The sequence below is a fragment of the Labrys sp. KB_33_2 genome (assembly GCF_052114505.1).
GTDB lineage: Bacteria > Pseudomonadota > Alphaproteobacteria > Rhizobiales > Labraceae > Labrys.
Map to the genome: position 1 here is coordinate 39,746 of NZ_JBFREW010000018.1, position 14,535 is coordinate 54,280.

Consider the following 14,535-nt stretch of genomic DNA (forward strand, 5'->3'; position numbering starts at 1 on the left):
GATGATGAAGGACGAATTACGTGCCTTGAAGTCGCTCGCCGGTCCCCTCCCGGCCTTCGACATGGATGGGGTGCCGGGGGAACCGCGGCTCTTGTTTGCCTCTTGGTTCCGCGATGCCGTCGAGGCCGGCGTGGATGAACCGCATGCCATGGTACTCTCGACGGTCGATGAGGAAGGGGCGCCCGATGCGCGTGTTCTCATCCTCAAGAATCTCGATCATCGCGGCTGGCATTTTGCATCCACCGATCAGGGCCCGAAAGGACGTCAGATCGCGCACAACCCCCAGGTGGCCCTGACTTTTTATTGGTCACGGCTCGGACGCCAGGTGCGTATTCGTGGCTTGGTTGAGCGGGCCGATATGCATGAGCGTGATGCCGACTTTCTCGCCCGGCCGGCGGGTGCGCGGGCGATTGCGTTCGCCGCCAGGCAAAGTGAGCCGCTGACATCCGCCAAGGATCTGGAGGACGCGCTTGCACTGCAGCAGGATCGCATGTGGGAAAGACCGGATCTGGTTGCGCAGCATTGGAGCCTTTTCATCGTGGCGCCGCAGGAGGTGGAATTCTGGCAAGGCGATGCGGAACGTCGGCATCGGCGTCTGCGCTACCGGCGGGAAGCGGTGGGATGGTCGCGCGAAAAGCTGTGGCCGTGATAGAAGCGTCCCGCCCCCTCGCAGCGTTTCGCATAAAACAGCGCGCCTTGGGGAGAGGCGGGCGTCAGGCCTGCGTCTCCCGATCGCCGGGTTGCTCGGGTGCGATCGGCTTGAACAGGGTGCGATCGGGCTTGAGATCCAGCAAGGGAGTGCCGTCGAGGCAATCGAGCCCGCGGACCAGCAATGTCGATCCTTCGCGAGCCACGAGCGTCACGATCGAGGTGCCGATCGGGTTCGGGCGGACCGGCGAGCGAAGTGCGAACGTGCCATGGGTGGTGCCGTCATTGGCCGGACTCTGGAGGACGAGATCGCGGCGCGACAGATGCAGCCAGTAGAGGACCTCCAGGCGCTCGAAATGCTCGATCCCGTCGAGCGCCGCCTGCCATGGCTTGAAGATCTCGATGCGGCAGACCGGCCCATCCGGCCGGCCCTGCCGCGGGGCCATCAGCCTCGACGTCCATGGCGTCAGGATGCGACCAATGAAGACCAGCCCCGCATCGGTCGGCTCGGGAGGGGAAACCGCCACCTCGTTTTGTCTAATTTCGCTTTCGCGAACCATGCTCAGGTCCTTCTTGTCTGGCTTGCCGTGGCGGGAAGCTGCGCAGCGGCAAGGATGGGAACGCAGATGTGCCGGCCGGCCGATGCCAGGAACTCGATGGCGACCCCAACGCCATAGAGCTTTTCCAGGAGGGCGGGCGTCATGACGTCGGAGGGTGGGCCGACTGCATCGAGCCGCCCCTGGCGCATCAGGGCAACGCGATCGCCGCAGGCGAAGGCGTGACCGGGATCGTGGGTGGAGAGGATCACGCCAAGGCCTGACCCTGCCATCGCACGAATGCGTTCGAGCACGCGGGATTGATTGCCGAAATCGAGGCTGGCGGTCGGCTCGTCCATGACGATCAGGGCCGGTTGCTGCGCCAAGGCACGGGCGATCAACACCATCTGGCGCTCGCCACCGCTGATCTGCGTGTAGGAACGCGTGCCGAGTTCGCGGATGCCGAGCATATCGAGCGCATCCCAGGCAATCTCGCGATCGTGACTGGAGGGGGCCGCGAATGTGGGAATGCGGCTTGCCCGGCCCATCAGGACGACGTCGATCACGCTGAAGGGGAAATAGGCGGCGTTCGCCTGTGGGACATAGCCGATGCGGCGGGCAAATTCGGCGCGGCTGAAAGCTCGGATGTCGCGTCCGTCCAGGGTCAGCCGCCCGCCCTGGGCCGGAATCAGGCCGAGCAGCGTCTTGAACAAGGTGGTCTTGCCGCAGCCATTGGGCCCGAGCAGGCACAGAACCTCGCCTTGCCGGGCCGCCAGGGTTACACCGCTCCCCACAAGCGTGCCGCGATATCCGAAGGCCAGATCGACCGCCTCCAGCATCATTGCCATCCTCGCCTTGTCCTCGCCAGCATAAAGAGGAAGAAGGGTGCGCCGATCGCGGCGGTCAAGATGCCGAGCGGTATTTCGATCTGCGCCATCGAGCGCGCCAGCGTATCGACGCCGATGAGAAAGCCGCCTCCCAAAATGAGGGAGGCCGGAAGCAGGCGCGAGAACTCCGGTCCGGTCATCATACGTGCCACATGCGGCACCAGGAGGCCGATCCAGCCGATGATGCCGCAGACCGAGACCGCTGCCGCCGTCATCAAGGTCGCGGCTGCGACCAGGATGAGCCGAAGATGGCCCGTTGCCAGGCCGAGTGCGCGGGCTTCCTCGTCGTCGAGGGCCATCGGGTTCATGCGCCAGCGCAGCAGAATGATCGGGACGAGGCCGATGATGATAGCCGGCAGGATCGAGGCGACGTCCGCTGGGGTTACGCTGGAAAGGCTTCCGAGCAGCCAGAAGGTGATTGCCGGCAACTGGTTGTAGGGATCGGCGAGCACCTTGAGCAGGGAGATGCTGGAGCCGAGCAGCGCGCCGATTGCAACGCCGGCCAGGACCAGGAGCAGGACCGGATCGCCCTGGCGGATCGAGGATCCCACGATATAGACGAGCCCGACAGCGGCAAGCCCGCCGGCAAAGGCCATGGCCTGGATCACGGCAACCGATAAGCCAAGGAAGATGGCCGCGACCGCGCCGAGGCTGGCGCCGGCCGACACGCCGAGAAGATCGGGCGAGACGAGCGGGTTGCGAAACAGTCCCTGGTAAACGGCCCCAGCCGTCGCAAGGGATGCACCGATCAGGAATCCGGCGATCACGCGTGGCAGCCTCACTTGCCAGACCACGGTGTCGATCGTCGCATCGAGACCACTGGGAAGGCCGGACAGCCTGGACCAGATCACCCTGACGATATCCGGCGGCGAAACACTGTATTTTCCGGTGCCGAGGGAGATCAGTACCACGATCACCAGGAGCGCGAAGGCGATCGGGAACGAAGCCCAGGCGTGCGGAGACCGTCCGCCGGGCAAGGCTTCGTGCAGGCTCCTGCGCCCGGCCATTACGGCTTTCCCGTCGCGGTAGCGAGCAGGCTGTCGAGCTGGGGCTCGGTGAGTTCGACATGATAGAACAGGTGGTAGAAGGTCCTTGTTTCCTGCCGAAGGTCGATGTCCGTACGGCCGGGATAGAGCGCCGATGTCAGCCAGGCCACGCCGATGATGCGATTGATGCCGGGCGGCGCATCGAACCAACCGAACGGCAGAGCCGGTGCCTGGTAGACCCGGTGGTTCTTCACCGCCGTAATGCTGGCCCAGACCGGATCTGTCGCGACCTTGGCCTGGAAGTTCCGGTCGAGTGTCAGGATGATGTCGGGATTCCAGGCGAGCAATTGCTCCATGGACACTCGGGCAAGGCCGCCGGCACCGGCGGCATCGGCGACATTGGTTGCGCCGACCGCTTCCAGGACCTCCGTATTGATCGAGCCGGCAAGCCCGGTCTCCAGACCATCGGGGCCGCGGCCGTAATAGACATGCGGCCGCTCGCCGGCCGGGATGGCTTTCACTGCTGTATCGAGGCGGCGTGTTGCCTCGTCGGCAAACCGGACCAATTCGTCCGCCCGCCCGGGCTCGCCGAGAATATCGCCGAGCTTGCGCAGGCTATCGGCCGACTTGGCGAAGCGGCCGTCGATCAGGACATAGGGAATGCCGGTCTGCTGCTGCACCCGGTCGGCGAGTGAGGCGTAGGTGCCGTCGACGGTTCCCACATCGATGATCACATCGGGTTTCAGCGCCAGGACCGCTTCGATATTGGCCGTATTGCCCTTGTCGGTCAGCCGTCCATGGGCCGGCAGATCGCGGTAGGGAATCGCAAGGAACGCCTTTTCCTCTGCCGATGGCGCCCGAACCCAGCCGACCATCTTCTCGGGCGCGATGGCGTAGAGCAGAACGGAAGCAGGGGGTCCTGCCGCCATGGCGCGATGAATGGCGACCGGCAGCTCGACGCTGCGACCGGCCGCGTCGACGAATGTCCGCGTCTGGGCAATGCCGGACTGTGGCAGAACGACAAGCAGCATCGCCGCCAGAGCCGACAGGAATGAGCGCCGAAGCATCGAAACGTCTCCATCGCGGAAGTCCACCAATCGTTATGGTTGGATGGATATCCCGGTCAAGGCCCGCCTGGCTGCCGCGGCCACAGATCGCAGCCGGGAATCGTGACCGTCGCACGATGAAGGAACGCTTCTCGGCTCGCGTTCCTATCGTCGAGGGAACATGAAGGGAGGGCGTGATTTAATCTCTTTTCGGTTGATTTTGACGGCTACTTTTCCTTTCCTGAAACAAAATTGCAGGGGAGGACTTGATTGCATGGCACTTCGTTGTATTCCATCAAGCATAACGTTTGCGTTCCAAGGGGCGGCTTCCATCCCGGAGGCTTTGGAGCAGCAAGCCGTCTAAAGGGCTGGGGGATCCTGATGCGCCGACTGTTGTCGAGTGTTGCCGTATTGCTGCTGTCGAATGCTGTCCTGCTGTCTGGGGCGGGAGCCCAGGAAGCGACCGATACCAAGAAAAAGAAACCGGCCCAGGGCCAGGCCGAACAGCCCATAGAGCTGGATCCGGTCTTCGTCCTCGGCACCCTGCCGTCGCAGGCCAGCAATTCCGACATCGGTGGCCAGTCGATATCACGGAGCACCGTTACCGCTACGGATATCCAGAAAAGCAACCGCAATACGCTCGATGATGCTTTGGCGACGACGCCGGGCGTCGAAGTCTCCAATACAGGCGGCAGCCGCAACGAGAGGCTGATCTATATCCGCGGCTTCGACCGCTTCCAGGTTCCCCTCTATATCGACGGCGTCCGCGTCTATCTGCCGGCGGACAACCGTATCGACTTCGGCCGCTTCCTGACGCCGGATCTCGCCGAGATCCAGGTGCAGAAGGGTTATGTCTCCGTGCTCAGCGGTCCCGGCGGCATGGGCGGCGCGATCAATCTGGTTACCCGCAAGCCGACCAAGGCCTATGAGGGCGAATTGCGGCAGGGGATCGATGCCGGCAACACCGGTGCCCTAGCGGGCTTCACCACCTCCGGATCGGTGGGCATCAAGCAGGATCATTTCTACCTGATGGCCAACGGCTCCTACCGCACCAGCAATGGCTGGTTCCTGCCGCGCAGCTTCGATCCGGTGTCGATCGGTGCGGGTGGGCCGATCGAAAAGGGCGGTCGCCGCAACTTCACCAACGTCAAGGACTGGCGCGCCAATTTCAAGCTCGGCTTTACGCCCAACGATACCGATGAATATGTCGTGAGCTATACGCGCCAGGGCGGCGAGAAGGCCGCGCCCTATTCGATCTATGAACCGGTGCGCGGGATCACGCCAATGCCGTTACCACCTGGCACGGCCTATCAGCGCGACTGGGAATGGCCCTACTGGAACATCTCCAGCCTTGCCTTCAACTCCAAGACGGCAATCGGCGAGGCCTCCTACATCAAGACGCGGGCCTATTACAACACGTTCGACAACCTGCTGCAGGCCTATGACGACTACAGTCATACGACCCAGACGACGACACGTTCCTTCGATAGCTATTATCGCGACCATGCCTATGGCTTCAGCCTCGAAGGTGGCACAGACCTCATTGCGATGAACACGCTGAAGGCGGCGATCCACTTCCGCCGTGACGTCCACCAGGAGCGCCAACACAACCGGCCCGGCGTTTCCGACGTCATGGAGCCATGGCAGCGCACATCCGAGGATACCTGGTCCTTTGCCGTCGAGGACACCTTCCACGCCACCGACAAGCTCGATTTCGTCGCCGGCGTCAGCTACGATCTCAACGATATCAAGAGAGCGCAGGACTATAATACGACGCTCGGCCGGTTCGACTATCCGACAGGCGGCAGCCATGCCTTCAACTGGCAGCTCGCCAGCATCTACCGCCAGAGCGAGGCTTCGCAGTTCCACGCCAGCGTCTCGTCGCGCTCCCGTTTTCCGACCCTGTTCGAGCGCTTCAGCACGCGCTTTGGCGATGCCCTGCCCAATCCGAGCCTGAAGCCAGAACGGGCGATCAATTACGAGATCGGCTGGGCCGGCAAGCCTCTGGAAGGCGTGCAACTGGGCGGTTCGGTGTTCTACAGCGATCTCAAGAACGTCATCCAGTCTGTCTCCATCGGCGGCAACAAGATCCAGAACCAGAATGTCGGCGACGGCCGCACCTACGGCGTCGAACTCTATGGCGAATGGGCGCCCCGTTCCGACCTGACGCTGGGAGCCCGCTACACCTATCTCAAGCGCAGGCTGATGGATCCCCAGCGGCCCGGGCTACAGCCGGTCGGAACCCCGGGCAACATCGCCTATCTCTATGTCGAATGGCTCCCCTGGGACAATTTCACGGTGCGGCCAAGCCTCGAGCTCTACAGTTCGCGCTGGTCGACGGACCGCCTGGAGAACAACTTCTTCAAGACCGAGGGCTTTGCGCTGGCGAATTTGAACGTCAGCTACAAGGCCTCCCAGAACCTGCAGTTCGATGCGGGTATCCGCAACATCTTCGATACCGACTATCAGCTTGCCTATGGCTTTCCGGAGCCCGGCCGCAACTTCTTCGTCAGCATGACGGCGACGTTCTGATCCTGTCGGCTGGCCGTTGTCCTGAGGGAGGCCGTGTTCGTTCCCGGGCCGGAGATGGCCATTATCCTGGTAATCTCCGCATCGGTTTTCTATGGTCCGGGGCCACCCTGACGATCATGGGCGGTGGAGGCATGATCTTCGTCCAGCCTCGCACCGGCCGCTGGCGTCCGGCAAACAGTCGCACCCGAGGGGCTCATGTCCTGCGGCGTAGGATGCCGCTTCGCCACGATGAAGGAAAGTGACGAGCAGCGATGAATCGACCTGCCTATCCCGGCGTTGCCGGCCTTTCGAGTTCCGTGTTCTGCCAGAAGGAGCCGCGCAACACGAAGTACGTCTTTGCCGAGATCGTCGACTATGTGCTTGCGATGATCGAGCCCGATGCGGCGCCGCTCACCTTCGTGCAGGTCGGCGCCAATGACGGCATGCGCGGCGATCCCATCAGCCGGCACGTCATCCAGGGTGGCTGGCGCGGCCTGCTGGTCGAGCCGGTGCCGGCGGCGATGGAGCGGCTGCGTACCCATTACGGCACGCGTGACGGACTGATCTTCCGCGATGAGGCGATCTGGCCGGAGGAGGGGACGCGTGACTTCCACATTGTCCGCGGCGAGGACGTGTTGAGCAGCTTCTCGCTGCCGACCATCATGATGCACGAACTCAAATATGATGATCTGCCCGGAATGATCGAGACCGTGCCGGTTACGACACGCAGGCTCGACTCGCTCTGCCGGGAAACCGGATTCGAGACGGCTGACCTGTTGGTGATCGATGTCGAAGGCTGCGACGACATTGTCTTGCGCACCTTTGATTTTGACCGCCACCGTCCCTCGGCGATCCTGTTCGAGCATGTGGCGCTTACGGCCGAAGCCTCACGGGCGATTGGCGAGTTTCTCGAAAAACTCGGTTATCACATCATCTACGACCGCCATGATTGCCTCTGCCTCCTCGGCGAACGCTTCGAGCCACGGCTGGTCGAATTCCTCGGACGCGTCGTCAAGGCTGCGCGGGAGAATTGAAGGACGGGCGGCGCAAGGGGTATACGGGCAATTCCCGTAACCATCTTGGCGGCCACTGCGCTTTCGGGCGTTCCGATGGCGGGCCGGTTTGCCTGGAATGATGGCTTCCTCTGGGTGTGAATGGGTAGAAAGTGGCGCTGCAGGCGACACGCTCGCTGTCTCAGCGTTGCTGGCGCCGATATTCGGCAGGTGTCGCACCCCATAGGCGTTTCATCCGCATCGTCATGTGGGAGTGATTGGCAAAACCGACACTCGACGCGATCTGGCTCAACGGCAAGTCGGTGTTGACGATCAATTCACGAGCCCGCGCCAATCGGGACGTCACGACATAACCATGGGGCGATTGTCCGGCCGTCTGCCCGAAGGCCCGGGCGAAATGGCTTGGCGACAAATGTGCGATCGAAGCGAGCTTTTCGAGAGACAAGGTTTCGCTCAGATGCGCCTGAATGAAGTCGTTTACCTTGCGCCAGGTAGCCGGAGATAGGCCCCCATTGAGGGAAGGAGACGAGTGCGGCCTTAGCGATGAGTAATTGCGCAGGAGATGGGTGGAGAACAGCGTGATCAGGGCATCAAGACTTTCCTCGAAGCTCAGAGCCGCGTTCTCGAGTTCATATCGCATGGATTGCGCGAGGGCATGGGCGTGGCGGTCGACCGTTCCCAGCTGTGGTGGGTGGAGCTCGAAGCAATCCTTGTCGAACTCCGCACCGGCCAGCCGCGCCAGGCGGCCGGGATCGACCGCGACCAGCAGGCTCTGCTTTTCGACTTTCCAGCAGGCGAATACCTCAGCCGAGGCGGGAATGATCTCAAGCGAGCCGGCAGGGGCCACACCCACGGTCCTGCGATCGCTGTTGAGCGCGAGTTCCCTGCCTGGCTGGGGCGTCAGCAGCACCAGGGCCATATGCACGGGCGCCGTATACCCGATCGCATTCGGACCAGTGTGGGACCGCGTCATCGCCCCCCCATCGGACTCGTATTTTGGACCCCATTCGTCCGGAACGCCTCTGAGCATGCCCGTTCAACACCTTGTCCTGGGGGCAGCAGGACGATCTGACTGTCGCAAAGAGGCGGCGTGACCCGACGCAGCTCTGGCGAACCTCGATCTGATGCGTATCCCAGGCGTCTCCTCAGCGCGGTGATCGAAGCCGGCCATTGGAGGAAAGCACTCCTCCAAAGCAGAATCGACACGGAGCTTCCTCGCGCTGGAATGCCGGATGATTGGCTGCTTCGCAGCCATGCCCCACAGATCGAAGCCGGGCTACGCATGGCGAACGCCGACCTCATAATATTACCCCCATCCGAGAGCTATCCTTTCGGCCCGCAAGGGTTCAAGTTATAACTAACCCTTTGATATCACTGGATTTCACAAAATTGCACCTTTTTGTCATTCTGGCCTTTTCTTGGTAATTCTGGCGGAATCTCGATCCCCGGCTGGGTAAGACGCTGCGGCCCTTTCGACGACATCGAAAGGAAAAAGGTAGTGGGGATCGGGCGGTGCGATGCCGCTTCAGGCAGCCAGCTATCCGGGTAATTTCAGTCAATCGGCCGGCGGGGGAGAAAGTTCGGACGGTACCCTGCCGTGATGCTGCCGGAAGGCGCGCCCGAATGCGGGCACGCTGTCATAGCCCACCTCCGCGGCGGCCTGCCTGATATCGAGCCCCTCGGAAAGCCGCCGCGCGGCCCATTCGAGACGGAGCCGGCGTGAAAAATCAGCGGGGGTCAGTCCGAAAGCCGATTGGAAACCGGCCGTGAGCTTGTTGCGGTTGATCCCGACACGTCGGCTCAATTCTTCGACCGATGGAGGATTGTTGAGTTCTCGACGATAGATGAGAGCGGCGATATCGATCAGTCTCTGATCTCTGGCTGCCGAAGCAAGCTGCGCGGTGCCGCCTGGGAGATCGAAATTGTTGAATTGCACAACGGTCAGAGCCAGCAATTCGACGGCCTTGGCTTTCAGGTAGATGCTGCGGATCGGCTCGTCGAACTTGCAGTCGATCAGGGCGTCGAGGATGATCCACATCTCGGGCGTGAGGGGCGTCGCGATGGAAAGCGAAGACGCTCCCACATTGAAGAAAGCGTCGCGATATTCGTCGCGCCAGAAGTCGGGCCGCAGTCCGAACGACCCGACAAGATGGTCACGTGCGATATGAATGCAGATGGCTCTCGTGGCGATGGTGGATGCTGACGGGCGAAGCTGACGGATCTCGGTGACAGACATCGGAGCCGCAGTCAGCGAGACCGATCCTGAGTGAACCTGTTGAATCTGCCCGCTATGGTGGTGGAAATAGTTTCCGCTGACCTGCAGATATTGGATCGTTATGTAGTCGCCACGTATAATGCGGCTGATGAATGGCTGAAATACATGTACACTAAGGATGCACAGGACGCAGGCTTCATCCACCTTGATATATGAATCGCCGATGAGCGTTGACTGATGCGGGTCCCATACACTCCCGTCACGAATGACCGGCGTCGACTTCAGGGCACCCATAAGATCTCGAATATCAAGTTCCAGCCTGGATAGCATAATGCCGCTTTTTCGATGCTGGAGAGGCCGGCCCGATACGCTTCATTCGGCTTCCCCCATGCGCTGCACGCAACCTTTCAGAAAACTACTACATTCTTGCGATTTATCACGATCCGATCATTACCTGCGCTTTCAACGACAAATTTCGCATCGGCTTATTACAAACCGAGAACATTCTGGTAGATAATATTGTCATCGGTGTCTAGATAAAATAGATAATAAATTTAGTTAAATGATATTATCAAAAATAATATATGTTTTGTGTAATTTAACAAAAACTAATGGTAATTATTTTATAGCTTTTCGATAAAGACTTTATTTTTTAAATAAAAACTCTCAGTATGGAGAATATTTTTATGGTGCCTACCTTCAGAAAAGTCGCTTCATTCGGTTCGATTATCGGCGCGTTCTATCTGATATCTGCCCCAGCCTTTGCGGCGTCCCCCTGCGACGGAGTCGATACCCATCTGACAAAACAGCGGCGAACCGACTATGCGAAGCTTATCGCAGGGAACCTCAACGCGAAGGTTCGACCATCCAAGGTTGACGTTACGAAATTCATGCAGGCGGCCGGCTGGACCGTGGTATATGCGAACGTACCCGTGGCTGATCCGGGCTATTTCTTTTTCGAGACCTCGTCCGGTGCCCCTAAATTCAAGGATGTCTGGGGAGGCGTCGCCGATAAGAGCGAAGCGCCTGCGATTTTCGCATGGGCAATGAAACTCGGTGCCAATAGAGCCATTGCCTCCTGTTTTACGGACATGGTGGCCGGCGACTAGACAAGCCTTCTGCAGCGGAGGCCCAAGGCTTCAACCACAAAGATGTATCTTTCCGAACGGTATGAACGATGATCCGCTTTCTTTGCGCCAAAGCAGCCTGTGTACTCACGTTCGCGGCGATTAATTTGGGTTTGGCCGTGATACCTGCCCAAGCCGGCGGTGTCCGGATCAGTGCGATCAACAGTGGCGGGCGCAGCGTATTGCTTCCATTCTCCGTTACCTGCGCCTATCCAGATGGCAGTGAAAGCAATTCTGTGAGTTATTCGGTCTGGACAGGCAGTTCCACGGTCGTAAATGGTTGCCGCCAATTTTCGATATATTTTACATCGTCGCGCGGTGGTAGATATAGCTATGCCATGTATGCTGGCCGCTCCTATTATTTCCAGTGGAATGGTACGCGTTGGGCCTTCTTTGAAAACTGATCGATCTGAACTTGGATGAAACCGTCCAGGCCCGAAACCCGGGCGGTTTCCGTTCATTGAAATTCTCGGCATCGACGGACGCTGCGGGACATTGATAGCACGCGAGGCCCATATGCCTGGCAGGCACAGGCAGCCTATTTTGCCGGCGAAGCCTGGGCAGCGGCTTCGATCAGCTTGGCGACAACTGCCGGGTTCGACACCATCACCACATGCGAGGCGCCCTTGACCACCACGGTCTGCTTGGAATGGGCGCGGTCCGCCATGAAGGCCAGGGCCTGGGGCGGGATGTTGCGGTCCTTGTCGCCATAGACGAACCAGGAGGGGATCGTCTTCCAGGCCGGCTCGGTCGAGGCCTCGCCGAGCGCGGCTTCGGTGATCGGCCGCTGCGTGGCGGCCATCAGCTTCGCCTCGGCCTTGGGAACGTCCGCGGCGAACTGGTCGGGGAATTTGGCCTGCTGGATATAGAGATCCTTGCCGCCGCCCGAGGTCGACACCGGCGGGGCGAGTGTCGGCCCGAGCGTCGAGCCGGGGAACTTGCCGCTGAGCCCGATGGCGGTCTCGCCCGTTTCCGGCGCAAAGGCCGCGACATAGACGAGGGCTTGGACATTGGCCTTTCCGGCGGCGGCCTCGCTGATGACCGAGCCGCCATAGGAATGGCCGACCAGGACCACGGGCGTCTTGATGCTGTCGATCAGGCTGGCCACGGAGTCGGCGTCACCGCGCACGCTGCGCAGCGGATTGGCGGCGGCGACGACGGGGTAGCCGTCCTTTTCGAGGCGCTGGATCACGCCGTTCCAGCTCGAGGCGTCGGCAAAGGCGCCATGCACGAGAACCACGGTTGGCTTGGCTGTCTCGGCCAGAGCGGGCGCACTCAGCAACAGGGCGCCAGCGACGGCCAGCCCTCTCACGAACTTCTTCATCGGACTTTCCTTCGGGTTGTCACCCGCACCGGATCTCGGGCGGGAAGATGAAATCGGGCGTTTACAGATCGGGAGCGAAGGTCTCGCGCATCGCGGCTTCTTCCTGCCGGATGCGGGTCACCAGGGGGATGAAATAGAGGGGAATGCCGATCACCAGCGTCCAATAGGCGTTGAGAGCCAGTGCGAAACCAATGAGTTCGGGCAGGATATTCAGAAAGTAGTTGGGGTGCCGCACGAACGAGAACAGGCCGCTCTGAACCCGCCGATGCTGCGGGCTGATGATGATCTTGATCGTCCATAGCCCGCCGAGCGAACGAATCACCGAAACGAGGACGAAAGTGGATGCGATGTAGATCGCGATGCCGCCCGCGGACACAAGGGCGTTCGGCTGATGCGATCTGGCCGTCGACTCGACGACCGCGCAGACGTAATAGATCACGTGAAAGACCGCGAGGAGGATGCTGTTCTTCGCGCCATATTCCTGCGCGCCATCCCTCTTCAAGGCCTTTTCGTGCCGCGCCGAAATCGCGAGCGTAAGGAGGCGCCAGGCAAAGGCGGCGACGGCGAAGAGGATGAGATGGGGCGGCATGTGAATTCCCGGATCGTCAGGAGCAGGGCGCCTTATGGCGCCAGCTTGGTAAAGACATAGTCACGCGCTTTCACGCGCGCCTCGTGGCAGGCAAAGCAGGTCTCGTGTTGGGCTAGGTCCACAGGCTTGCCGTCGATGAAGCGCCCGAACCCCCAGCCGCCGGTGGCGGCATATTTCCTGGAATCCTTGACCATGACCTGCACCGTCGTTGCCGGCCCTGGTACCAAGGCGGATTCGAATTCCGGCGACTGCACATGCTTCCAGGCAAGCTTGACCAGAATGGTCCCGTCGGGGAAGGGCAGGGTCCCGGCACGATAGGCGTCGATCGCGGTCTTGTTGCCGAGGACAGTGCGCAGCTCGTTGAGGGGCTCGTGCTCCAGCGCCGGCGCCACCAATTCCCATTGCCGGTAGCCGTTCGGAATGGTGACGCCGTAGATCGGCGAGGCCGGCTTGGATGCGCTCTTCGGGGCTTCCGTATCCTGGGCGAGCGCTCCGGCCGCAGCGACGACCACAGCCACGAGGCAGGCACCGGCCAAAGGCATGGTCACTGAGGTCTTCATCGTGGAAGTCCTTCACCTGGTTCAGAAACGGGCGACGTCGAGCATCGCCTGGGCGAAGGCTTGCGGTGCCTCCTGCGGCAGGTTGTGGCCAATGCCGCCCTTGATCAGGCGATGCTCGTAGCGGCCGGAGAACCGCTTGGCATAGGCTGATGGCTCCGGGTGCGGCGCGCCATTGGCATCGCCTTCCATGGTGATCGTCGGCACGGTGATCGTCGGCAGGGCGGCGAGCTTCTTTTCCAACTCATCATACTTGGCTTCGCCTTGCGCCAAGCCGAGCCGCCAGCGGTAATTGTGGATGGAGACGGCGACATGATCGGGATTGTCGAAGGCCTGTGCCGAACGTGCGAAGGTCGCGTCGTCGAACTTCCATTGCGGCGAGGCGAGCTCCCAGATCAGCCGGGCAAAATCATGGGTGTATTTCGCATAGCCGGCCTCGCCCCGGTCGGTGGCGAAATAATACTGGTACCACCACTGCAGCTCCGCCTTGGGCGGCAGGGGCGCCTTGTTCAGCTCCTGGCTGCCGATGAGATAGCCGCTCACCGAGACCAGCGCCTTGCAGCGCTCGGGCCAGAGGGCCGCGACGATGTCGGCCGTGCGGGCGCCCCAGTCATAGCCGCCGATCACTGCCTTCTCGATCTTCAGCGCATCCATGAAGGCGATGATGTCGCTGCCCAGCGCGGCCTGCTGGCCGTTGCGGGGCGTCTCGGCCGAGAGGAAGCGCGTGCTGCCATAGCCGCGCAGATAGGGCACGATCACCCGGTAGCCGGCTGCCGCCAGGATCGGTGCAACGTCGGCATAGCTGTGGATGTCATAGGGCCAACCGTGCAGCAGCAGCATGGGAGTGCCATCGGCTGGCCCGGCCTCGGCATAGCCGACATCGAGCACCCCGGCCTTGATCTGCTTGAGCGAGGCGAAGGCGGTATGGGTGCCGCGGCCGGATGCGGACGAAGAGGACTTGGTCTGTGCGCTGACGGCACCGATTGCGCCGAGCGGCGCGAGAACGGCACCGAACACCAGTGTGCCGAGCAGGCCGCGGCGCGATTGATCGATTTGTTCCGACATCGACATGAATCCCGATTGCTGAAGTTGTGGC

General features: G+C 61.3%; 15 protein-coding genes. 5 read left to right on the forward strand and 10 right to left on the reverse strand.

Translation table 11 applies throughout. From position 1 onward, the window contains the following. Window position 1 precedes the first annotated feature (1 nt). The gene (locus AB4037_RS27545) at window positions 2-649 is read left to right on the forward strand and encodes a pyridoxine/pyridoxamine 5'-phosphate oxidase (RefSeq protein WP_441773648.1); all 648 of its coding nucleotides are present in this window, start codon (window positions 2-4) and stop codon (window positions 647-649) included. A gap of 64 nt (window positions 650-713) precedes the next feature. Here the strand turns inward: AB4037_RS27545 and tsaA are convergent, their stop codons facing one another. Genes tsaA through AB4037_RS27565 form a run of 4 tightly spaced genes read right to left on the reverse strand, consistent with a single transcriptional unit; the run spans window position 714 to window position 4,124 of the window. Beyond that, window positions 714-1,208 carry a tRNA (N6-threonylcarbamoyladenosine(37)-N6)-methyltransferase TrmO gene (tsaA, locus tag AB4037_RS27550; protein WP_441773649.1) on the reverse strand — a complete coding sequence of 165 codons (495 nt, stop codon included), beginning with the start codon at window positions 1,206-1,208 and terminating at the stop codon, window positions 714-716. Between the two features lie 2 nt (window positions 1,209-1,210). Further along, a complete protein-coding gene (locus AB4037_RS27555) occupies window positions 1,211-2,026 on the reverse strand; it encodes an ABC transporter ATP-binding protein (RefSeq protein WP_434961365.1) in 816 nt (271 codons plus the stop codon). Then, a complete protein-coding gene (locus AB4037_RS27560) occupies window positions 2,023-3,078 on the reverse strand; it encodes a FecCD family ABC transporter permease (protein WP_441773650.1) in 1,056 nt (351 codons plus the stop codon). Before AB4037_RS27560 ends, AB4037_RS27555 begins: the two co-directional genes overlap by 4 nt. Beyond that, window positions 3,078-4,124: an iron ABC transporter substrate-binding protein gene (locus AB4037_RS27565; RefSeq protein ID WP_441773651.1), complete on the reverse strand. Its 1,047-nt coding sequence runs from the start codon at window positions 4,122-4,124 to the stop codon at window positions 3,078-3,080. The genes AB4037_RS27560 and AB4037_RS27565 overlap by 1 nt, the downstream gene beginning before the upstream one ends. A 360-nt stretch (window positions 4,125-4,484) precedes the next feature. On the opposite strand from AB4037_RS27565, the gene AB4037_RS27570 reads away from it, so the two are divergent. Together AB4037_RS27570 and AB4037_RS27575 are read left to right on the forward strand one after the other, a co-directional pair. After that, the gene (locus AB4037_RS27570; RefSeq protein ID WP_441773652.1) at window positions 4,485-6,635 is read left to right on the forward strand and encodes a TonB-dependent receptor plug domain-containing protein; all 2,151 of its coding nucleotides are present in this window, start codon (window positions 4,485-4,487) and stop codon (window positions 6,633-6,635) included. Between the two features lie 251 nt (window positions 6,636-6,886). Continuing rightward, window positions 6,887-7,648 (forward strand): FkbM family methyltransferase, encoded by a 762-nt coding sequence (locus AB4037_RS27575; RefSeq protein ID WP_434960995.1) that lies wholly within the window; start codon window positions 6,887-6,889, stop codon window positions 7,646-7,648. Window positions 7,649-7,808: 160 nt separating this feature from the next. On the opposite strand, the gene AB4037_RS27580 is transcribed toward AB4037_RS27575, so the two are convergent. Together AB4037_RS27580 and AB4037_RS27585 are read right to left on the reverse strand one after the other, a co-directional pair. After that, entirely contained in the window at window positions 7,809-8,600 is a 792-nt protein-coding gene (locus AB4037_RS27580; protein WP_441773653.1) for a helix-turn-helix domain-containing protein, read from the reverse strand. 582 nt (window positions 8,601-9,182) lie between these two features. Then, window positions 9,183-10,136 (reverse strand): helix-turn-helix domain-containing protein, encoded by a 954-nt coding sequence (locus AB4037_RS27585; RefSeq protein WP_441773654.1) that lies wholly within the window; start codon window positions 10,134-10,136, stop codon window positions 9,183-9,185. Between the two features lie 392 nt (window positions 10,137-10,528). Between AB4037_RS27585 and AB4037_RS27590 the strand changes: the two genes are divergently transcribed. Together AB4037_RS27590 and AB4037_RS27595 are read left to right on the forward strand one after the other, a co-directional pair. After that, window positions 10,529-10,951 (forward strand): hypothetical protein, encoded by a 423-nt coding sequence (locus AB4037_RS27590; RefSeq protein WP_441773655.1) that lies wholly within the window; start codon window positions 10,529-10,531, stop codon window positions 10,949-10,951. A gap of 68 nt (window positions 10,952-11,019) precedes the next feature. Next, window positions 11,020-11,373, forward strand: a complete 354-nt coding sequence (locus tag AB4037_RS27595) for a hypothetical protein (protein ID WP_434960991.1) — start codon at window positions 11,020-11,022, stop codon at window positions 11,371-11,373. Window positions 11,374-11,507: 134 nt separating this feature from the next. Here the strand turns inward: AB4037_RS27595 and AB4037_RS27600 are convergent, their stop codons facing one another. The 4 genes from AB4037_RS27600 to AB4037_RS27615 form a co-directional block, all read right to left on the reverse strand. Beyond that, the gene (locus tag AB4037_RS27600) at window positions 11,508-12,293 is read right to left on the reverse strand and encodes an alpha/beta fold hydrolase (RefSeq protein WP_441773656.1); all 786 of its coding nucleotides are present in this window, start codon (window positions 12,291-12,293) and stop codon (window positions 11,508-11,510) included. A gap of 61 nt (window positions 12,294-12,354) precedes the next feature. After that, the gene (locus AB4037_RS27605; RefSeq protein ID WP_441773657.1) at window positions 12,355-12,882 is read right to left on the reverse strand and encodes an isoprenylcysteine carboxyl methyltransferase family protein; all 528 of its coding nucleotides are present in this window, start codon (window positions 12,880-12,882) and stop codon (window positions 12,355-12,357) included. Window positions 12,883-12,914: 32 nt separating this feature from the next. Then, a complete protein-coding gene (locus AB4037_RS27610; protein WP_441773658.1) occupies window positions 12,915-13,442 on the reverse strand; it encodes a cytochrome P460 family protein in 528 nt (175 codons plus the stop codon). Between the two features lie 21 nt (window positions 13,443-13,463). Further along, complete coding sequence (locus AB4037_RS27615; protein ID WP_434960987.1) at window positions 13,464-14,504, reverse strand: alpha/beta fold hydrolase; 1,041 nt, start codon at window positions 14,502-14,504, stop codon at window positions 13,464-13,466. Window positions 14,505-14,535 lie beyond the last annotated feature (31 nt).